Origin of the sequence: Photobacterium malacitanum (genome assembly GCF_900185615.1) — a bacterium.
GTDB classification, from domain to species: domain Bacteria; phylum Pseudomonadota; class Gammaproteobacteria; order Enterobacterales; family Vibrionaceae; genus Photobacterium; species Photobacterium malacitanum.
In genome coordinates this window covers 1-18,387 of the sequence record NZ_FYAK01000006.1, presented here as the reverse complement: position 1 = coordinate 18,387, position 18,387 = coordinate 1, and the positions used below count along the sequence as shown (strand labels likewise).

General features: G+C 42.2%; 23 protein-coding genes. 15 read left to right on the top strand and 8 right to left on the bottom strand.

Translation table 11 applies throughout. From position 1 onward, the window contains the following. Positions 1 to 36 precede the first annotated feature (36 nt). Positions 37 to 831, top strand: a complete 795-nt coding sequence (locus PMAL9190_RS13475; RefSeq protein WP_087845642.1) for a DUF1338 domain-containing protein — start codon at positions 37 to 39, stop codon at positions 829 to 831. Between the two features lie 64 nt (positions 832 to 895). On the opposite strand, the gene PMAL9190_RS13470 is transcribed toward PMAL9190_RS13475, so the two are convergent. After that, positions 896 to 1,090, bottom strand: coding sequence for a hypothetical protein (locus tag PMAL9190_RS13470; protein ID WP_234999159.1), 195 nt, complete (start codon positions 1,088 to 1,090; stop codon positions 896 to 898). Positions 1,091 to 1,273: 183 nt separating this feature from the next. Beyond that, a complete protein-coding gene (gene crp / locus PMAL9190_RS13465; RefSeq protein WP_036789513.1) occupies positions 1,274 to 1,906 on the bottom strand; it encodes a cAMP-activated global transcriptional regulator CRP in 633 nt (210 codons plus the stop codon). Positions 1,907 to 2,287: 381 nt separating this feature from the next. Here crp and PMAL9190_RS13460 point away from each other — a divergent pair, with 381 nt between their 5' ends. Continuing rightward, positions 2,288 to 2,692, top strand: a complete 405-nt coding sequence (locus PMAL9190_RS13460) for an OsmC family protein (RefSeq protein ID WP_087845641.1) — start codon at positions 2,288 to 2,290, stop codon at positions 2,690 to 2,692. Positions 2,693 to 2,748: 56 nt separating this feature from the next. Here the strand turns inward: PMAL9190_RS13460 and PMAL9190_RS13455 are convergent, their stop codons facing one another. From PMAL9190_RS13455 to PMAL9190_RS13440, 4 genes are all read right to left on the bottom strand, one after another. Beyond that, positions 2,749 to 3,621 carry a phosphoribulokinase gene (locus PMAL9190_RS13455; protein ID WP_087845640.1) on the bottom strand — a complete coding sequence of 291 codons (873 nt, stop codon included), beginning with the start codon at positions 3,619 to 3,621 and terminating at the stop codon, positions 2,749 to 2,751. A gap of 143 nt (positions 3,622 to 3,764) precedes the next feature. Beyond that, positions 3,765 to 3,977, bottom strand: coding sequence for a YheU family protein (locus PMAL9190_RS13450; protein WP_087845639.1), 213 nt, complete (start codon positions 3,975 to 3,977; stop codon positions 3,765 to 3,767). A 95-nt stretch (positions 3,978 to 4,072) separates the two neighbouring features. After that, entirely contained in the window at positions 4,073 to 5,038 is a 966-nt protein-coding gene (locus PMAL9190_RS13445) for a hydrolase (RefSeq protein ID WP_087845638.1), read from the bottom strand. A 62-nt stretch (positions 5,039 to 5,100) separates the two neighbouring features. Continuing rightward, entirely contained in the window at positions 5,101 to 7,023 is a 1,923-nt protein-coding gene (locus tag PMAL9190_RS13440; RefSeq protein ID WP_087845637.1) for an ABC transporter ATP-binding protein, read from the bottom strand. 258 nt (positions 7,024 to 7,281) lie between these two features. Between PMAL9190_RS13440 and kefG the strand changes: the two genes are divergently transcribed. The 4 genes from kefG to slyD all read left to right on the top strand — a co-directional run bounded on the left by kefG (position 7,282) and on the right by slyD (position 10,525). Beyond that, the gene (gene kefG, locus PMAL9190_RS13435) at positions 7,282 to 7,857 is read left to right on the top strand and encodes a glutathione-regulated potassium-efflux system ancillary protein KefG (RefSeq protein WP_065169338.1); all 576 of its coding nucleotides are present in this window, start codon (positions 7,282 to 7,284) and stop codon (positions 7,855 to 7,857) included. Next, complete coding sequence (kefB, locus tag PMAL9190_RS13430) at positions 7,850 to 9,655, top strand: glutathione-regulated potassium-efflux system protein KefB (RefSeq protein WP_087845636.1); 1,806 nt, start codon at positions 7,850 to 7,852, stop codon at positions 9,653 to 9,655. Before kefG ends, kefB begins: the two co-directional genes overlap by 8 nt. A 16-nt stretch (positions 9,656 to 9,671) precedes the next feature. Further along, positions 9,672 to 9,881 (top strand): YheV family putative zinc ribbon protein, encoded by a 210-nt coding sequence (locus PMAL9190_RS13425; RefSeq protein ID WP_065169340.1) that lies wholly within the window; start codon positions 9,672 to 9,674, stop codon positions 9,879 to 9,881. A gap of 83 nt (positions 9,882 to 9,964) precedes the next feature. Beyond that, positions 9,965 to 10,525 carry a peptidylprolyl isomerase gene (gene slyD, locus PMAL9190_RS13420; RefSeq protein ID WP_065169341.1) on the top strand — a complete coding sequence of 187 codons (561 nt, stop codon included), beginning with the start codon at positions 9,965 to 9,967 and terminating at the stop codon, positions 10,523 to 10,525. Positions 10,526 to 10,596: 71 nt separating this feature from the next. On the opposite strand, the gene PMAL9190_RS13415 is transcribed toward slyD, so the two are convergent. Both PMAL9190_RS13415 and PMAL9190_RS13410 read right to left on the bottom strand, forming a co-directional pair. Next, positions 10,597 to 10,818 carry a SlyX family protein gene (locus PMAL9190_RS13415; RefSeq protein ID WP_087845635.1) on the bottom strand — a complete coding sequence of 74 codons (222 nt, stop codon included), beginning with the start codon at positions 10,816 to 10,818 and terminating at the stop codon, positions 10,597 to 10,599. 10 nt (positions 10,819 to 10,828) lie between these two features. Continuing rightward, a complete protein-coding gene (locus tag PMAL9190_RS13410; RefSeq protein ID WP_087845634.1) occupies positions 10,829 to 11,806 on the bottom strand; it encodes a WD40 repeat domain-containing protein in 978 nt (325 codons plus the stop codon). A 191-nt stretch (positions 11,807 to 11,997) separates the two neighbouring features. Here PMAL9190_RS13410 and fkpA point away from each other — a divergent pair, with 191 nt between their 5' ends. From fkpA to PMAL9190_RS13365, 9 genes are all read left to right on the top strand, one after another. Further along, complete coding sequence (gene fkpA / locus PMAL9190_RS13405; RefSeq protein WP_087845633.1) at positions 11,998 to 12,861, top strand: FKBP-type peptidyl-prolyl cis-trans isomerase; 864 nt, start codon at positions 11,998 to 12,000, stop codon at positions 12,859 to 12,861. Positions 12,862 to 13,049: 188 nt separating this feature from the next. Continuing rightward, positions 13,050 to 13,772: a helix-turn-helix transcriptional regulator gene (locus PMAL9190_RS13400; RefSeq protein WP_087845796.1), complete on the top strand. Its 723-nt coding sequence runs from the start codon at positions 13,050 to 13,052 to the stop codon at positions 13,770 to 13,772. Further along, complete coding sequence (tusD, locus tag PMAL9190_RS13395; protein WP_087845632.1) at positions 13,769 to 14,161, top strand: sulfurtransferase complex subunit TusD; 393 nt, start codon at positions 13,769 to 13,771, stop codon at positions 14,159 to 14,161. The genes PMAL9190_RS13400 and tusD overlap by 4 nt, the downstream gene beginning before the upstream one ends. Positions 14,162 to 14,171: 10 nt before the next feature. Further along, a complete protein-coding gene (tusC, locus tag PMAL9190_RS13390) occupies positions 14,172 to 14,528 on the top strand; it encodes a sulfurtransferase complex subunit TusC (RefSeq protein ID WP_087845631.1) in 357 nt (118 codons plus the stop codon). Positions 14,529 to 14,535: 7 nt separating this feature from the next. Beyond that, entirely contained in the window at positions 14,536 to 14,829 is a 294-nt protein-coding gene (tusB, locus tag PMAL9190_RS13385) for a sulfurtransferase complex subunit TusB (RefSeq protein ID WP_087845630.1), read from the top strand. Between the two features lie 176 nt (positions 14,830 to 15,005). Further along, a complete protein-coding gene (gene rpsL, locus PMAL9190_RS13380; RefSeq protein ID WP_004399892.1) occupies positions 15,006 to 15,380 on the top strand; it encodes a 30S ribosomal protein S12 in 375 nt (124 codons plus the stop codon). Positions 15,381 to 15,475: 95 nt separating this feature from the next. Further along, a complete protein-coding gene (gene rpsG / locus PMAL9190_RS13375; protein ID WP_005371760.1) occupies positions 15,476 to 15,946 on the top strand; it encodes a 30S ribosomal protein S7 in 471 nt (156 codons plus the stop codon). A gap of 89 nt (positions 15,947 to 16,035) precedes the next feature. Then, positions 16,036 to 18,141 carry an elongation factor G gene (gene fusA, locus PMAL9190_RS13370; protein ID WP_087845629.1) on the top strand — a complete coding sequence of 702 codons (2,106 nt, stop codon included), beginning with the start codon at positions 16,036 to 16,038 and terminating at the stop codon, positions 18,139 to 18,141. A gap of 101 nt (positions 18,142 to 18,242) precedes the next feature. Further along, on the top strand, positions 18,243 to 18,387 hold a 145-nt coding region (locus tag PMAL9190_RS13365), incomplete at its 3' end, for a GTP-binding protein (protein ID WP_231730676.1).

Sequence of the window (18,387 nt, the reverse complement as noted above, 5' to 3'; positions counted from 1 at the left end):
TATACACTGATGATGGTTTAAATAAGCGGGTAGATTATGGAATCGATTACGCAACTTTTTGATGGCTTATGGCATGATTATAGTCAACGTTTATGTCCATCAGCAGTGCAAATACAGCGCTTATTAACCGAAGATGTCGCGTTGTTAAATGATCATATTGCACTGCGCACCTTTGGGGTACCGAAGTGTAGTTTAGCCGTTGTCGCCGCGCCATTTATTGCTTTAGGCTATCAGCCACAAGCGAAATACCATTTTGAGACTAAAAAACTGTATGCTGAATATTTTATGCATCCTGATCCTCTATTACCCAAAGTCTTTATTAGTGAATTACAATTAGGCAGCTGTTCAGCAGAGTTACAACGTATGGTGCGCGGTTTGTTAGATCAAGTTGATGATAACTATTTTCGCCATCCTGATTTTGTCTATGGTGGGCGTCCGTGGCAACTGGATTTTACAAGCTATCAATTTTTAGCTGCTGAAAGTGAGTATGCTGCTTGGGTTGCAGCGCATGGCTTTGGCGCTAATCATTTTACGGTCAGTATCAATCAGCTTGAGCAATTTACCGATTTAGAACAGATTAATCACTTATTACGCCATAACCAGTTTGTGATTAATCAGGCTGGTGGTGAAATTAAAGGTGATGCAACAGTAATGCTAGAGCAATCAGCAACCATGGCTGATGAGGTTGGAGTGAGCTTTAGAGATGGGGTTCATTCCATCCCTGGTGGGTTTTATGAGTTTGCGAAACGCTACCCACAACCCAATGGTGAATTGTATAGCGGCTTTGTAACGGCCTCAGCAGATAAAATCTTTGAGAGTACTAATAGCTAGCAGGAGTCTGTGGTGATAGAGCTGTGATAATAAAACAGCACTTAAGCAAGTGCTGCTTAAGTGATCAGTTATCTAACGGTGAAGCCCAAACGCCAGATTCATCAGCAGGGCAGCGACGTAATCCTGTTTGTTGCTCAAGGTAGCAACGGCTATCGCTAAATCCTGTCATTTCAATGGTTGTTGGCTGGCCTGTTAACACGCCGGGTACGGTGGTGTAACTGTTGGCTGAAAAGCGTTCAATATCCATATTGACCATCATCGATTGTTAAATCCATTTGTGATCGAAATGTAGCATGAATGAATGCAATTACAAATTAAAATTTAACAGAAACATTAATGTTATCAATGATTGATTTTTTGATGTTGGCTGATAAACGCTAAGATCAAAAAAACCGCAGGTATCAGCTGCGGTTTCATTAAGGATAACGGTGATACTAAATAATTAGCGTGTACCGTAAACTACAATTGTTTTGCCGTGAGCAGAAATAAGATTTTGCTCTTCTAGCATTTTCAATATACGACCCACTGTTTCGCGAGAGCAACCTACGATCTGGCCAATTTCTTGACGGGTGATCTTAATTTGCATGCCATCAGGGTGTGTCATTGCATCAGGTTGTTTTGCCAGATTAAGTAGTGTCTGTGCAATACGACCAGTCACATCAAGGAATGCAAGGTCACCTACTTTTTGGCTTGTCACTTGTAAGCGGCATGCCATTTGAGCAGATAGACGCATTAGAATATCTGGATTAACTTGAATTAACTGACGGAATTTCTTAAATGAAATCTCTGCAACTTCACAAGGGCTTTTAGCACGAACCCAAGCTGTACGTTCTTGGTCTTCTTCGAACAAGCCGAGCTCACCAATAAAGTCACCCTGGTTTAGGTAAGAAAGGATCATCTCCTTACCTTCTTCATCCTTGATTAATACAGCAACAGAACCCTTCACGATGTAATACAAAGTTTCTGCTTTTTCACCTGCGTGAATTAACGTGCTCTTTGATGGATATTTGTGAATGTGACAATGGGAAAGAAACCACTCTAAAGTTGGATCTGTCTGCGGCTTACCTGGAACCATATTACTAACTTCCTCTGCATGTGTTGCCCAACAATATGTTCTGTGACGATAACTCAACAAAACTTTTTGATGGTAGGGTTATTCACTCAGCTGCTGGGCTGCAAGCTAACTTGAACTTAGTAAGAGTGTATCCTTTTTTTGAGGTTTTTTCTTGATATTGATCTAGCTGATTCACTCATTTATGAGAGATAAGTGTGCACATGATCACATCGTTGTGAGTTAGTTACCAATAGCATAGTTTGAATGTGGATTTATTGGCTAATTGTGCCTATTTGAATACGCAACGAAATTAATATTAAACACCATAAATAACGTTTACATTGATGGTATTATCAACAAAAATAGAGCTAAAATCTAAATAATATAGCTAAAGGATATAAAATGCAGTCACGTGTAAAATGGGTCGAAAATATGACTTTTGTCGGTCAATCATCATCTGGACATAGTATTGTCCTAGATGGTAATGGTGGTGATAAAGCGCCGAGCCCAATGGAATTAGTGTTAATGGCTGCGGGTGGGTGTAGCTCGGTTGATGTAGTGAGTGGGTTGCAGGATCTACAGCAGCAGATCACAGGTTGTGAAGTACAAATTTCAGCAGAACGTCGTGAGCAAGCGCCACGATTGTTTACTGCAGCTACGTTACATTTTGTGGTGACAGGTCACGATTTAAATGATGATACAGTAAGTCAAGTGGTTGCTGATTCTCTCGAAAAATATTGTTCAGTATGTTTAATGCTGGGCAAAGGCGTCGAACTTAGTCATAGCTATGAAATTGTTATGGCATAACGCTATTGTTATTAACGGTGGCTGATAATGCGACCGTTAATTAACTCCAACTTTAACTACGAGGCGATTTTTCCGTTTTCAATTAATTGCTCTAGTAACGGCCGCATAATTAATTCCATCGCAAAACTCATTTTTCCGCCAGGAACAACCAGTGTGTTATGGCGCGACATAAATGAGCCTTGGATCATAGCGAGCAAATATGGGAAATCGACGTTTTTCAAACCACGAAAACGGATCACCACAAAGCTTTCATCTAAACTGGGAATGCCTTTGGCACTGACGGGGTTGGAGGTGTCAACGGTAGGGACGCGTTGAAAGTTAATATGGGTACGAGAAAACTGGGGGGTGATGTAATTAAGATAATCATCCATTGAGCGGACAATTGATTCCATTACTGCTTCACGAGAATGACCGCGATCGCGAGTATCTCTAATAATTTTCTGAATCCATTCTAAGTTAACAATGGGTACCATTCCAATCAGTAAATCAACATGCTGAGCAACATTAATATCGCCGTCGACGACACCACCATGTAGACCTTCATAAAATAATACATCCGTATTTTCAGCAAGCTGTTGCCACGGAGTGAACGTACCAGGCATTTGATTATAAGGCACCGCTTCATCAAAGGTGTGTAAATAACGCCGAAACTTACCGCTGCCATCTTGAGAGTATTGTTTAAAAAAGTGGGCTAATTGTTCAAAGTCGTTAGCTTCTGCGCCGAAATAACTGATATGGCGACCTTGCTCTTTAGCTTTACGAATTTCACAGTCCATTTCTGGGCGTGTAAAACGGTGGAAGCTATCACCCTCTAGCCATGCAGCATTAATGTCCATCATATTAAACATTTTGCGAAAGGCTTCAGAGGTCGTGGTTGTTCCTGCACCTGATGAACCTGTGACTGCAATAATAGGGTGTTTTACCGACATAATTCACCTTGTTGTAATTACTAGATGTTAAGAATAAAAACAGCACAGCAATAAATGTTACTACAAGTTTACATAAATGTCGGTTTTGAGTGATGAAAGTGCAAGCGAGAGCCAATTTTTATGCTGGTAAATATGGCGGTTTCTTACATTTGGTTGCGAAGTTTAATGTCAACCGATTCATGTAATTCAGAGAAAACAATCACCGCATCACCGGCTTGTAGTTGACGTCGAACATAACCGACCTTATCACTAAGGCTGATTTCTACTTCACCATAATCGGTGCCTTCACGTAAAATAAATTGTTCAATCAGGTTGGTCAGTGTCTCTGGGGCGATGTCTTGCCAAGGAATAATCATTACAGCTTCTTTAAATGACTAATAAAACAATAGTCGCAGTATATTCTTAAAAGAGGTTGAAAAGAAACTGGGTCATTATTGGCTGTGTTTAATCGCTATGGTTGTAATTGGCGCTGAAACCACTCTGGTACTGTGTGTTCTAGCCAAAAGGTTGGTTTTAAAATAGAACCACTGACAAAACCCACATGACCGCCTTGTTGATATAAGTTGTAGTCAATATTACTGGGTAAAGGCTGTGAAGGGATCACCGATTCAGTCATGAATGGATCGTCTTTGGCATGAATAATTCGTAGTGGCGTCGTTATATGTTTGAGCTGAGTGAGGCCACTGCAACGTTGATAATAATCGTCGGCATCAATAAAACCATGCAGCGGTGCAGTAATGTACTGATCAAATTGCCATACCGTATTAATAGCATCTAATTGCTGATGTGAGATTGGCATTTTATGGTGGTGAAGGGTGATCCGTTGTGCCATGGTACGCTTCATTGAATTGAGTAAATAGCGCTGATAAATTTTAGAAAAGCCTTGTTGAATGCGTGTCGAACACGAGGCTAAATTGAGTGGTGGAGAAATTGCTTGCGCGGCGATAATCTCGCTATTATCACCATATTTTGCAAGGTAGTTAATCAGCATATTACCACCGAGTGATACACCGACGGCAATCAATGGCCTTTGAGGGAATTGCTTACGCAGCCATGTGATAAAAAAGCGGGCATCATTGATTTCACCAGAATGATAGCCTTTGGGCTGACGATTTAGCTCACCGCTACAGCCTCGAAAATGCATTATTACTCCAAGCCAACCTTGCTGTTTAGCTGCATGCAGCAGCCCATTAGCATAAGGGCTATTAAAGCTACCTTCTAGACCATGAAACAAGATCATCAGTGGTTTATTACTGTCTGTGGGGGGGTGTGTCCATGCTATATCGAGGAAGTCATCATCAGGTGTGATCAGCCGTTGAGTTACAGGGGTAAATAGCGGCTGGCGGCGAACAAATCGAGGTAGCAAGGTTTGAAGATGCGGATTTTTTAATCCTAGCGCGGCAGTAAAAGGTTGCATGTTATATCCTTGATTCAAATAAAAACGCCGTAGTAATAAAATATCACTACGGCGTTAAATGATCACTCAGCGTTAAGCTGGCTTTCCATCTCTTCTAATTGTTCTTGCAGTTCCATCCATGCCACTTCAATGTCTTCAAGATCCGCTTTAGCATTGCCTTGAAGTTTGAGTTGTTCATTCATTTGCGCTTTGTTTTCGGGCTCGTAAATGGTGCTATCACTTAATGCTGTTTCTGCTGCCGTAATGATGTCGTTAAGTTTGTCCATTTGCTTTTCAAGCTTGGTGATTTCTTTACGAATTGGTGCAGTTTGTTTACGGAACTCAGCATCTAGGCGTTTTTGTTCTTTACGTGAAGCAGCGCTGTTGTCTTTATTGGTATCCGGTTTGGCCGCTTGTTGCTCACGACGCTCATTGCGTTGTTGCTCACTTAGCCATTTGTGGTAATCGTTTAGGTCACCATCAAAAGGCACCACTTGGCGATCATGAACTAGATACAAATCATCTGTTGTTGCGCGAAGCAAGTAACGGTCGTGACTAACAATAACCATCGCGCCTTCATAAGATTGCAATGCAAAGGTCAGCGCTTGGCGCATATCTAAATCAAGGTGGTTAGTCGGCTCATCGAGTAACAATAGGTTAGGGCGTTGCCATACAATAAGAGCTAATACTAAGCGTGCTTTTTCTCCACCAGAAAACGGACCTACTTTCTCAAGCGCTTTATCGCCAATAAAACCAAAGCTACCTAAGTAATCACGCAGTTGTTGTTCAGTAGAATTGGGTGCAATACGTGCCATGTGCTGCACAGGAGTATCATCAAGATACAAGGTTTCTAATTGGTGTTGAGCAAAGTAACCAATTTTAACCCCTTGCGAGAATGCCATATCACCGGCTTTAGCGGGTAAGTCGCCAGCAAGCATTTTTATTAAGGTTGATTTACCAGCACCATTACGCCCTAGTAGACCGATACGGCTGCCAGGCACCAAATTTAAGCGGATCTTTTCTAAAATCAGTAAATCATCATAACCCGCAGCCACATGATCCATCATTAAAATAGGATTTGGCAGTGCGCTTGGTTCACGGAACTCAAAGCTGAATGGGTTATCAAGTTGTGCGGGAAGCACTTTCTCCATTCGTTCTAAGGCTTTAATTCGGCTTTGTGCTTGGCGTGCTTTGCTGGCTTTATAACGAAAGCGCTCGATATATGACTGCATATGAGTCATTTGCTTCTGCTGCTTTTGGTACATCGCTTGCTGTAATACCAGCTTTTCTGCACGTTGAACTTCAAATGATGAGTAGTTACCGGTGTAACTATTTAAGGTTTGGTTTTCAACGTGAATAATACGATTGACGACTGGGTCAAGGAAGTCTCGGTCATGGGAAATCAGTACTAATGTACCACGGTAGCTTTGGAGCCATTTCTCAAGCCACATTACTGCATCAAGATCTAAGTGGTTAGTTGGCTCATCGAGTAAGAGCAGATCAGAGCGACATAACAATGCTTGGGCAAGGTTTAAACGCATTCGCCAACCACCAGAAAACTGAGTTAAGTTCCACTGCATTTGGTGCTGTGAAAAACCTAAACCATTTAATAATTCTGCTGCACGGGCATTTATGCTGTAGCCACCAATAGTGTCGATCTTTGCGTGTAATTCAGCAACTTTATTACCGTCGTCAGCGAGCTCCGCTGCAATTAATTGACGCTCTAGTTCGCGGTACTCGCGATCGCCATCAATCACATATTCAATCGCTGCACGTTCAAGGGCGGGCGTTTCTTGAGCAACCCATGCTAATTCCCAATTACTTGGAAACTGACAATTACCGCCATCTAAACTGAGTTCATTTTTAAGTAATGCAAACAGGGTTGATTTACCACAACCGTTTTTTCCCACAAGACCAACTTTGTCCCCTGGGTTAATGGTAGCGGTGGCATTTTCAAGTAGAACTTTACCACCACGTAGAAGTTGGATATCTGAAAAGATAATCATCGATAGCGCCGGGGACGTGCCCGCTCCACAAAATTAAACAAGAATCATGCTCGGGAGTCTAACTCAAACTTGAACCAGTGGCTAACCTGACACTAAGTTAACCCGCTGTTGGCATGACTGTGATGAATAGCTGTCTAAAATTGAAATTATAACTAACTCACCATATTGAGTAACAATTAGGTATGATAGTTAACAATTAATGCTAATAATGATTAGATTAGTGTTACTCGGCTTATTAAATGACGTGCAAAGGACAATATGACTGATTTGAAAATATTAATTATCTTTGCGCATCCAGATCCTCAAGAGTCAATTGCTAATCAGGCACTATTAAGTGAAATAAAACATTTATCGCATGTCACAGTGCATGACTTATATGCGACTTACCCTGATTTTTTTATTGATGAAGAGGCTGAACGGGCATTAGTGGTTGCGCATGATGTGATCATTTTTCAACACCCCTTGTATATGTATTCTTGCCCAGCGTTACTTAAAGAGTGGCTTGATCGCGTATTAAGTAAAGGCTTCGCGCATGGAGAAGGCAAAGCCACTGAGGGGAAATATTGGCGTTCAGTGATCACCACGGGTGGTGCGGCGGAGGCTTACAGCCCTGATGGTTATAATCGCTGCAGTATCGATGACATTTTAAAACCATTTGAATTGTGCGCTGATCTTTGTCGCATGCAATGGTTATCACCATTGGTGTTGCACTGGGCGCGGCGGATCCCTGCAGCTGAGCGACAACAGCATGCAACATGTTATCGGCAGTGGTTAGTCAACCCGCATCAGCATGCTCCCCAATTACCATTAGCCGCAGGAGTAAAGCATGGATAATGATTTTTTGTTGGTGACGGTGGTCTTCTTAGCTGCTGCGATTATTGCAGTACCGTTAGCGCAGCGGTTGGGATTAGGCTCGGTGCTGGGGTATTTGATTGCTGGAATCGGTATTGGACCATGGGGACTCGGATTAATTTCTGATGTTGATGCGATTTTGCATTTTTCTGAGTTTGGAGTGGTGTTGTTACTGTTTTTGATTGGTCTTGAGCTTAACCCTAAAAAGTTATGGCAAATGCGTAAACCGATTTTAGGTTTGGGTGGCAGCCAAGTGGTGATCACTAGCATTGTTATTGCGACGATTGCATTAGGCTGTAGTCGATTTTTTCCTGATCTAAGTTGGCGTGATGCGATTGTTATCGGAATGGGGCTGGCATTATCGTCAACGGCAATAGCATTACGAGTGATCGATGAACAGCAATTAAGTGGTAGCGAAACTGGCCAGTCAGGATTTGCAGTATTGTTATTTCAAGATATAGCAGTGATCCCGATGCTAGCCTTATTACCATTATTGGTTGGCAATAATAGCGGTAGTTGGCTTGATGGGGTATGGATGCTAGGAGGGATAATGACCTTCTTGGTTACCGGTCATTTCCTTTTACGACCTCTGTTTCGTTATGTGGTGATGAGTGGTGTTAGAGAATTATTTAATGTTGCAGCTTTATTGCTGGTGGTCGGCATTGCATTGATCATGCAGATGCTTGGTTTATCGATGGCATTAGGTGCTTTTCTAGCAGGTGTTTTATTGGCTGAAAGTGAATATCGGCATGAGCTTGAAATAGCAATAGAACCTTTTAAAGGCTTATTACTGGGCTTGTTTTTTATCTCAGTGGGGATGGCCGTTAACCTCGGTTTGCTATGGCAGTATCCATTACAAATTTTAGCGGCTGTTGTTGCGCTCGTGACAATTAAAGCTGGGGTGTTGTATTTATTAGCCCGTGTATTTGGTGTGAGTTCAAAATCACGAAGTCAAATGGCAGCTATTTTAAGCCAAGGTGGAGAATTCGCATTTGTATTGTTTACTACCGCAAAAACGGGGGGGTTATTAGCTGGTGAATTAGCGCCACTATTATTAGTGGTAGTGAGCTTATCAATGATGACCACACCATTGATTTTACAATTACAAAAACGTTGGTATGTCCGCAGTTTTAAAGCGGAAGAAGTTCAGCAACCGCCATCAAGTGTGATTGATCGTCAGCCACGCGTCATTATTACTGGATTTGGACGTTTTGGGCAGGTGGTTGGGCGGTTACTGTTTGCTAATAAAATCAGGGTGACGGTTTTAGAACGCGATCCGAGCCAAATTCAATTTTTACGTAAGTTTGGCTATAAGGTTTATTATGGTGATGCGACCCAACTCGACTTATTACGTTCAGCTGGTGCAGATAATGCCGAAGCATTGATTATTTGTACCGATGATCCGACTGAGGTGATGGAGGTAGTAACACTTTGTCAGCAACATTTTCCGCAATTGAAATTAATGGCGCGAGCGCGCAGTCGCGTTGAAGCGCATCAATTATTAAGTCATGGGGTTGAATGCTTTTCACGTGAAACATTTGAAGGAGCCCTTGATTTAGGCCGTCAAGCCCTCATATCTTTGGGTATGCATCCCTATAAAGCGAATCGTGCTCAAGCGCATTTTCGCAAAATAGACAGTCAAGCATTGCGAGATCTGCTACCTCAACATAGTGAAGAAGTAAACTTAGCCTCACGTCAAAAAGAAGCCCGTAAAGAGCTTGAAGATATTTTTGACCGTGAAATGCGTGGTGAGCAACAGCGCCATCAAGGTTGGGATTAATCAAGGAGTGATGAGCATGATCAAAAAACGATTTATTGCAGCAGCAATATGTCCTCATTGCCAAGCTGTAGATACCTTACGCTGGTGGCAACAAAATGATGTTGAACATATTGAGTGTGTCAAGTGTCAGCATCTGGATACACGTTTACCACAAGCAGTGAAAGAGAGTGAACAACTGTCTTCAACCACCAAACAACAAGTGATAGGGATTTTTAAACCAGACTAATGTGATAATGGCATCTCAATGGTATTATCCTGTATGATATGGGAACAAAAACTATCACCCCAAGCTTAAATTTTGGAGTTAACATGAAAGTCGCTAAAGACACAGTAGTAAGCTTAGCTTACCAAGTGAAAACTGAAGAAGGTATCGTTGTTGATCAATCAACAGTTGAAGCTCCTCTTGATTACCTACACGGTCACAACAACCTTATTCCAGGTTTGGAAAAAGCACTAGAAGGCCACGTGGCAGGCGACAAGTTTGAAATCACAGTTGCTCCTGAAGAAGCTTACGGTGAGCATATGGATGAAATGGTTCAGCGTGTTCCTGCAAATGTATTCCAAGGTGTTGATGAAATCACTGTTGGTATGCGTTTCCTTGCTGATACTGACCAAGGCCCAATCCCTGTTGAAGTAACAGAAGTTGACGGCGACGAAGTTGTTGTTGATGGCAACCACATGCTAGCTGGTCAAACACTAGGTTTTGAGGTTGAAGTTGTTGCTGTACGCGCTGCAACTGAAGAAGAAATCGAGCACGGTCACTTACACCAAGGTGGCGGTTGCTGTGGCGGCGAAGGCGGCTGTGGCGATCACGATGACGAAGGTTGTTGTGGTGGCGAAGAGAAGGGCGGCTGTGGCTGTTCTCACTAATATAGCTTAACGCGATATAAAAAAAGGAAGCCTCGGCTTCCTTTTTTGTTTTTATCTTGTCGAACCTCGATTTAATAATGCGGCGGTGGCGTTTCTTCTGACTCATCAGCCATATTAGAGGTTTGCATGCCTTTCACTTTACCGACCATAAACTTCAGTTGTACTTCCATTCGATCAATCAGGAATTGCTGCTTCGTTAACGCATCATTTAATTCATCAATGGTTTGCTCTTGAAAAGCGAGTTTCATCTCAAGTTCATCAAGACGGCTTTGCAATTGTTGTATCTCAGTCATGGGATATCTTTCAGTCGGTTGACCAGGTTTGAGCGTAACCAGCGGATGAGCCAGCGACGATGTTACCTGTAGGGCTAATAGCGACATCATACACCACTGCTGTGGCGGGTCGAGTCCCTGATAATATTTCTGCACGCCAAGAGCCGATATTTTTACCATTATCTGTGCGCCATAATTCAACCCGACGAGTGGGACTTCCCGTTACTAGCCACTGACCATTACTTGAAAAGCGCACGCTTGAGAGTGGTGATTGACGTAATTTTACCGCTAATTGGGTGATTTTTTTACCAGTAGTTAAATCCCAAATAATGTGGTCATTGTTGCTATCTGCGGAAAAAGCGAGTTTTCCATCGCGTTGTAATGCTACTTGGCTGACACGACTGCTATGCTTGAAAGAATAGATTATTTGGCCACTGCGAGTATTCCATAAATAGGCATGACCATCATTACCACCTGAAAGCGCATAATGGCCATTAGCAGACAGTGCCACACTATTGACTTTGTCACGATGGGCTAGAAATTCTAGCCGTCGACCATCTGTCAAATCAATAAATAGTGCTTTGCCGTTAGTTAATGCCAACAGTACCTCAGTACCATTATTGGCAATAGCAACATCTTGAATAGCGGCATCATCAATTGACCATAAACCACGAGCCTGTGACCACCCCAGATCCCAAACGGCAAAATTTTGAGTTGTTGCGGTGATTGCATAACGATTGTTATCTGATATTTGACTTGTTATCACACTATTGTGATATTGATCTTGAGAACCAAAATCTGCTAACTTTTTGTTTTGCTGTAAGTCCCATAGCGCGATACCTTGTAGCTTGGTGCTAACAAGAGCAAAACGACCATCACGGCTAAGGCTAAAACTGGTACTGCCTTGTTGAGCTAAGTGCCAACGTTCGATTTCTGAATCAAACAACAAACAACCGCTTAAGGCAAAACTTGATAAAAATAGACTAACTGACAAAAATTTCTTGTACATTAAGCTCTGGTTCCGCTTGCTTAGGGTAACTAGATGAAAGAAAAAAATCTGATTAAATAACTGCAGTGCTAGTTTTTACAGTTACTTAATCAGACTGGTAGTAGTATATTGATATAATTTTGTTTTCATACTCATACTAATAAGCACAGTTTAAAAGTGAGGCATGGCCTCAATGACTGATGGAGAACTACATGAAGCCGATTTTAAAGATGTCTGTATTAGCAGCAACAATCTTCCTTGCTGTGGGTTGTCAGGACGATAATAAAGCAGACACCAACAAGCCTGCCGAGCCTGCAAAAGTTGAGCAAACAACCGCTTCTGCAGCAACTGCAACAACAGATGCTGCTAAAGTTGAATTTAAAACTGAAGATCAAAAAGCAGCTTATGCAATTGGTGCATCACTGGCGCAATACTTATCAGCTAACCTTGATCAACAAAAAGAGTTAGGTCTAAACCTTAATCGTCAAGATGTACTTCAAGGTGTTGAGGATGTGTTTGCAGGCAAGAGCCTTATGACCCAAGAGCAAACACAACAAGCGCTACAATCTCTTGATCAGCGTGTTGCTAAAATTGTTGAGCAAAAAGCGAAAGCTGAAGCAGAAAAGAACATTAAAGTTGGTGAAGAATACCGTGCTAAATTTGCTAAAGAAGCTGGCGTGGTAACCACTAAATCAGGCTTAATGTACAAAATTGAAAAAGAAGGTACAGGTCCAAAACCAGCAGCAACAGATACTGTTGAAGTACAGTACAAAGGCATGCTAACAGATGGCACTGTATTTGATAGCTCATACCAGCGTAATCAACCAGCAACGTTCCCACTAAACCAAGTGATTCCTGGTTGGACTGAAGGCGTACAACTAATGCCAGTTGGTTCGAAGTTTGAATTTGTTATTCCGCCACAACTTGCTTATGGCGCACAAGCGAATCCAAGCATTCCTGCTAACTCTACCTTGGTTTTCCAAGTAGAATTATTGAGCATTAAAGGTGATAAGCAAGCGAAGCAACCTGCTGTTGAAGCAGTAAAAGCAGCAGCGACAGCAACTAAAACGCAATAAATTGTCATTGTTTAATGACAAAAAAGCGTAACAGTTGATCTAGGCCCGGCATATGTCGGGTCTTTTTTGTTCAATAATCTGATAAACTTACTGAGAAGATTTTAAATTTTATCAATTATATTGAATGCTTGTAGTGATAGATCAGGGCGATCGCATTGTAGATAAGCAGCAAAATGGAAGGTGATATCGTGATTTCAGTAGATGATTTTGGAACAGAGATAATTGTTGATAGTGACATCGTTGACAGACGACTTTTTTCTGAGCACGACGATAATATTCTGCGCGCATATGAGGCTGTCGTTGATGGTTTAGCCGCACTGATTGGGCCATTTTGTGAAATTGTTCTGCACTCCTTAGCTGATTTAAATACCTCAGCAATTAAAATAGCCAATGGTCAAAATACGGGCCGTAAAGTTGGATCACCGATCACCGATCTTGCGTTACGTTCGTTACGTGATATTCAAAATTCAGAGCGTAATTTCTCTCGTCCATATTTCACTCGCGCTAAAGGCGGTGATTTAATGAAATCAATCACTATTGCGATTCGTAATGGTGATAATAAAGTGATTGGTTTGTTGTGTATTAACGTCAATCTTGATGTACCGTTTACCCAAATATTGCAATCGTTTATGCCAACGGATGAAGCTAAGCAAGCTGCATCAAAAGTCAATTTTGCCAGCGACGTTGATGAATTAGTCGATCAAACCGTTGAGCGAACTATTGAAGAAATTAATGCCGATAAAAATGTATCTAACAATGCTAAGAATCGTCAGATAGTGATGGAGTTGTTTGATAAAGGTATTTTTGACATTAAAGATGCGATTAATCGTGTCGCTGATCGATTGAATATTTCTAAGCATACTGTGTATCTTTATATTCGTCAGCGCAAAACAGAGGACGGTGACAAGTGAGCCTAACTTACGCCATTGTTGTTAATGGCCCCGCTTATGGTACTCAAGCCGCACGCTCTGCTTATCAATTTGCATCTACACTTATTGAGGTCGGCCATACTTTAACCCGTGTGTTCTTTTATCAAGATGGGGTCTTAAATGCTAATGCACTGACAGCACCCGCATCTGATGAATTTGATCTGGTGGCAGCATGGCAACAGTTAGCGCTGGTCCATAATGTCGAATTACACACTTGCGTCGCAGCTGCGTTACGCCGTGGTATTGTTAGTGAGCAAGAAGCGCAACAAAATCAATTGCCAAACCATAACTTAGCGACAGAGTTTGAACTCGCAGGGCTTGGTGGCCTGGCTGAGGTTTTACTTAGTACTGATCGTGTTATTCAATTTTAAGGTGAAATAAGTGAGTGATTTAGGCTTTGTGTTTCGTCAACCACCTCACGGTACGACCAGTGGTCGTGAAGGACTAGATGCATTATTAGCTGCTTCTGCATATACCGAAGCACTGAGTGTATTTTTTATTGGTGATGGAGTATTGCAACTGGTTAAACATCAACAGCCAAATGCAATTCTGAGCCGTAATTATAGTGCGACCTTTAAAATGTTACCCTTGTACGACATCGAAAATATTTATGTTTGTCAGCAGTCATTAGCCGAGCGTGGATTATGCCATGAAGATTTATTAATCGATGCCATTATCCGTCCTCGTACCGAGTTGGTAACAACATTACATTGTTGTCGTCAAATCCTTACTTTTTGAGGTATCGATGTTACATACTGTGACCCGTTCGCCATTTCAAAGCCACGCATTGGCACAATGTTTACAGTTTATTTGCCCTGGCGATGAGATCTTATTGCTTGAAGATGCTGTAAATGTCGCCGTAAGCGAAAATATTTACTTTGATTTAATAAAAAATATTGGCGTAAAAATTTATTTACTGGAAGCTGACATTATTGCGCGCGGTTTGCAGGATAAATGTGATAAAAATCTAGATGTTATTGATTACAAAGGCTTTGTTTTGCTTACGGAACAGCATGCCCAACATATGAAATGGGCATAAAGAGCCATTATTAGTAACGATATATGAACAAAAAAGTGACTGTTTAAGAAATGATCACTTAATTGATCGTTGGTTAGATCTTGACACCTTTAGGTGCGATGCCTAAAATTTCGCGTCCTCCTGTTGTTGGGAGGCAGATTTTTCACCTTACGAAAGTAACAATCAGGAGCTATTTAATGGCAACTATTAACCAGTTGGTACGTAAGCCACGTGCTAAGCAAGTTGTAAAAAGCAACGTGCCAGCACTAGAAGCGTGCCCACAGAAACGTGGTGTATGTACTCGTGTTTACACTACTACACCTAAAAAACCGAACTCAGCATTACGTAAAGTATGTCGTGTTCGTCTAACAAACGGTTTCGAAGTAACATCATACATCGGCGGTGAAGGTCACAACCTTCAGGAGCACTCAGTTGTTCTTATCCGCGGTGGTCGTGTTAAAGACTTACCGGGTGTTCGTTACCACACTGTTCGTGGTGCACTTGACTGTGCAGGCGTTAATGACCGTAAACAAGGTCGTTCTAAGTACGGTGTGAAGCGTCCTAAGTCTTAATGGATTCCGTTAAGTAAGGCCAAACACTAAAATTATTTAATTTTGAAGAAACTGAAAAGTTTTGGATAACCTGAAGAAGACAACGGAGATAATCCATGCCACGTCGTCGCGTAATCGGTCAGCGTAAGATCCTTCCAGATCCTAAATTCAAATCAGAATTGCTGGCAAAATTCGTTAACATCCTAATGGTTGACGGTAAAAAATCTACTGCAGAAAAAATTGTTTACTCTGCACTAGAAACTATGGCTGAGCGTTCTGGTGAAGAACACCTAGCTGTATTTGAAAAAGCTCTTGAAAATGTACGTCCAGCGGTAGAAGTTAAATCTCGCCGTGTGGGTGGTTCAACTTACCAGGTGCCTGTAGAAGTACGTCCAGTACGTCGTAATGCACTAGCTATGCGTTGGTTAGTTGAAGCTGCGCGTAAGCGTGGTGAAAAATCTATGGCTCAGCGTCTAGCAGGCGAAATGCTTGATGCGGCTGACAACAAAGGTTCTGCTGTTAAGAAACGTGAAGACGTTCACCGTATGGCAGATGCGAACAAAGCGTTCGCACATTACCGCTGGTAATATAGCTGGTAATACCGCTTGGGCGCAGCAGGTTATCCTGCTGTGCCTAAACCATTTTCTAAGGTTCACCTTAGTAAGAGGATACAATCGTGGCTCGCAAAACGCCCATCGAGCGCTACCGTAATATCGGTATCTGTGCTCACGTTGACGCCGGTAAAACAACCACTACTGAGCGCATCCTGTTTTATACAGGTCTATCTCATAAGATTGGTGAAGTACACGACGGCGCTGCTACTATGGATTGGATGGAGCAGGAGCAAGAACGTGGTATCACGATCACCTCTGCTGCAACGACCACCTTTTGGCGCGGTATGGACAAGCAGTTCGACGAGCACCGAATCAACATCATTGATACTCCTGGACACGTAGATTTCACCATTGAAGTTGAACGTTCATTACGTGTATTAGATGGTGCTGTAGTTGTGTTCTGTGGTGCTTCAGGTGTAGAGCCTCAGTCTGAGACTGTATGGCGTCAAGCCGATCGATATGAAGTTCCGCGTATCGTTTTTATCAACAAGATGGATCGCACGGGCGCAGATTTTTTCCGCGTTATCGAGCAGATCAAACACCGTCTTGGTGCAACACCAGTGCCACTGCAGTTAAATATTGGTACTGAAGATGAATTTGAAGGTGTAATTGACCTGATCAAAATGAAGGCCATTAATTGGTCTGATGCAGATCAAGGTACTAGTTTCACCTATGAAGATATTCCTGCTGACATGCAAGAGTTAGCAGAAGAGTGGCGCATGAACTTAGTTGAATCAGCAGCAGAAGCTAATGATGAACTAATGGATAAATACCTTGAAGAAGGTGAACTGACTGAAGCTGAAATTAAAGCTGGTCTGCGTCAACGTACCCTAAACAACGAAATCGTATTGGCAACTTGTGGTTCTGCATTTAAGAACAAAGGTGTTCAAGCCGTACTAGATGCCGTTGTTGATTATCTACCTTCACCAACTGAAGTAAAAGCGATTACAGGTGAAGACGAACAAGGTAACCCTGTTGAGCGTCATTCTAGTGATGACGAACCATTCTCAGCACTAGCGTTCAAAATCGCAACCGACCCGTTCGTAGGTACATTGACTTTCATGCGCGTATACTCTGGCGTTGTTAATTCAGGTGATACTGTTTTCAACACCATCAAAGAAAAACGCGAGCGTTTAGGCCGTATCGTTCAGATGCATGCTAATAAACGTGAAGAGATCAAAGAAGTGCGCGCTGGCGATATCGCCGCAGCCATTGGTCTTAAATTTGCGACAACAGGTGATACCCTGTGCGATCAAAATCATAAAGTGATTCTAGAGCGCATGGATTTCCCTGAACCAGTAATTCAGATTGTGGTTGAACCACGCTCTGTAGCAGACCAAGATAAGATGGCTATTGCACTAGATAAACTAGCAGCAGAAGATCCATCTTTCCGCGTCGAAACTGATGATGAATCAGGCCAGATTTTAATCTCTGGCATGGGTGAGCTTCACCTAGATATCATTGTCGATCGTATGAAACGCGAATTTAATGTCAACTGTAACGTAGGTAAACCTCAGGTTGCTTACCGTGAAGCCATTCGTGGTACCACTAAAGTTGAAGGTAAATTCATTCGTCAGGCTGGTGAAACCGGTGGCCGTGGCCAATATGGTCATGTATGGCTGAAGCTTGAACCATCAGAGCCAGGTGAAGGTTTTGTATTCGTAGATGAAATTGTCGGTGGCAGCGTACCTAAAGAATACATTAGTGCTGTTGCTACAGGTATCGAAGAACAAATGAAGAGTGGCGTGCTAGCAGGCTACCCAATGATTGACGTTAAAGCGACGTTAGTTGATGGTTCTTACCACGACACTGATTCAAGCGAAATTGCATTTAAAATCGCAGGTTCAATGGCATTACGACAGGGTGCACTTGATGCAAATCCAGTATTGCTTGAGCCGATGATGAAAGTTGAAATTACCACGCCAGAAGATTGGATGGGTGATGTCGTTGGTGACCTTAACCGTCGCCGCGGTATGATCGAAGGTATGGAAGAAGGCAACGCGGGTATTAAAATTATTCGTGCGCAAGTTCCACTATCAGCAATGTTCGGATACGCAACTGATTTACGTTCAGCAACACAAGGCCGTGCGTCTTATTCGATGGAGTTTAGCGAGTACGCTGAAATGCCAAAGAACGTTACTGATAAAATTATTGCAGAACGTATTTAATTTCATTATTGCGTCAATGGCTATTGACGCATAAAATACACAACTTCGGAGCCGTCCCCGACCTAGTAGGGGGCGTATCTTAACTAGGAAGGAACACAATCGTGTCTAAAGAAAAATTTGAACGTAATAAACCGCACGTTAACGTTGGTACTATCGGTCACGTTGACCACGGTAAAACAACTCTAACTGCTGCTATCTGTACTACACTTGCAAAAGTGTACGGTGGTGTTGCTAAAGACTTCGCAT

Bases quoted from the DNA above. Each gene is read 5' to 3' on its own strand.
- PMAL9190_RS13445 (WP_087845638.1), bottom strand. From the start codon at position 5,038: ATGCAACCTTTTACTGCCGCGCTAGGATTAAAAAATCCGCATCTTCAA.
- rpsG (WP_005371760.1), top strand. From the start codon at position 15,476: ATGCCACGTCGTCGCGTAATCGGTCAGCGTAAGATCCTTCCAGATCCT.
- rpsL (WP_004399892.1), top strand. From the start codon at position 15,006: ATGGCAACTATTAACCAGTTGGTACGTAAGCCACGTGCTAAGCAAGTT.
- PMAL9190_RS13450 (WP_087845639.1), bottom strand. From the start codon at position 3,977: ATGATTATTCCTTGGCAAGACATCGCCCCAGAGACACTGACCAACCTG.
- kefB (WP_087845636.1), top strand. From the start codon at position 7,850: ATGGATAATGATTTTTTGTTGGTGACGGTGGTCTTCTTAGCTGCTGCG.
- slyD (WP_065169341.1), top strand. From the start codon at position 9,965: ATGAAAGTCGCTAAAGACACAGTAGTAAGCTTAGCTTACCAAGTGAAA.
- PMAL9190_RS13425 (WP_065169340.1), top strand. From the start codon at position 9,672: ATGATCAAAAAACGATTTATTGCAGCAGCAATATGTCCTCATTGCCAA.
- PMAL9190_RS13455 (WP_087845640.1), bottom strand. From the start codon at position 3,621: ATGTCGGTAAAACACCCTATTATTGCAGTCACAGGTTCATCAGGTGCA.
- PMAL9190_RS13410 (WP_087845634.1), bottom strand. From the start codon at position 11,806: ATGTACAAGAAATTTTTGTCAGTTAGTCTATTTTTATCAAGTTTTGCC.
- fkpA (WP_087845633.1), top strand. From the start codon at position 11,998: ATGAAGCCGATTTTAAAGATGTCTGTATTAGCAGCAACAATCTTCCTT.
- PMAL9190_RS13460 (WP_087845641.1), top strand. From the start codon at position 2,288: ATGCAGTCACGTGTAAAATGGGTCGAAAATATGACTTTTGTCGGTCAA.
- crp (WP_036789513.1), bottom strand. From the start codon at position 1,906: ATGGTTCCAGGTAAGCCGCAGACAGATCCAACTTTAGAGTGGTTTCTT.
- PMAL9190_RS13415 (WP_087845635.1), bottom strand. From the start codon at position 10,818: ATGACTGAGATACAACAATTGCAAAGCCGTCTTGATGAACTTGAGATG.
- PMAL9190_RS13475 (WP_087845642.1), top strand. From the start codon at position 37: ATGGAATCGATTACGCAACTTTTTGATGGCTTATGGCATGATTATAGT.
- PMAL9190_RS13440 (WP_087845637.1), bottom strand. From the start codon at position 7,023: ATGATTATCTTTTCAGATATCCAACTTCTACGTGGTGGTAAAGTTCTA.
- kefG (WP_065169338.1), top strand. From the start codon at position 7,282: ATGACTGATTTGAAAATATTAATTATCTTTGCGCATCCAGATCCTCAA.
- PMAL9190_RS13470 (WP_234999159.1), bottom strand. From the start codon at position 1,090: ATGATGGTCAATATGGATATTGAACGCTTTTCAGCCAACAGTTACACC.
- tusB (WP_087845630.1), top strand. From the start codon at position 14,536: ATGTTACATACTGTGACCCGTTCGCCATTTCAAAGCCACGCATTGGCA.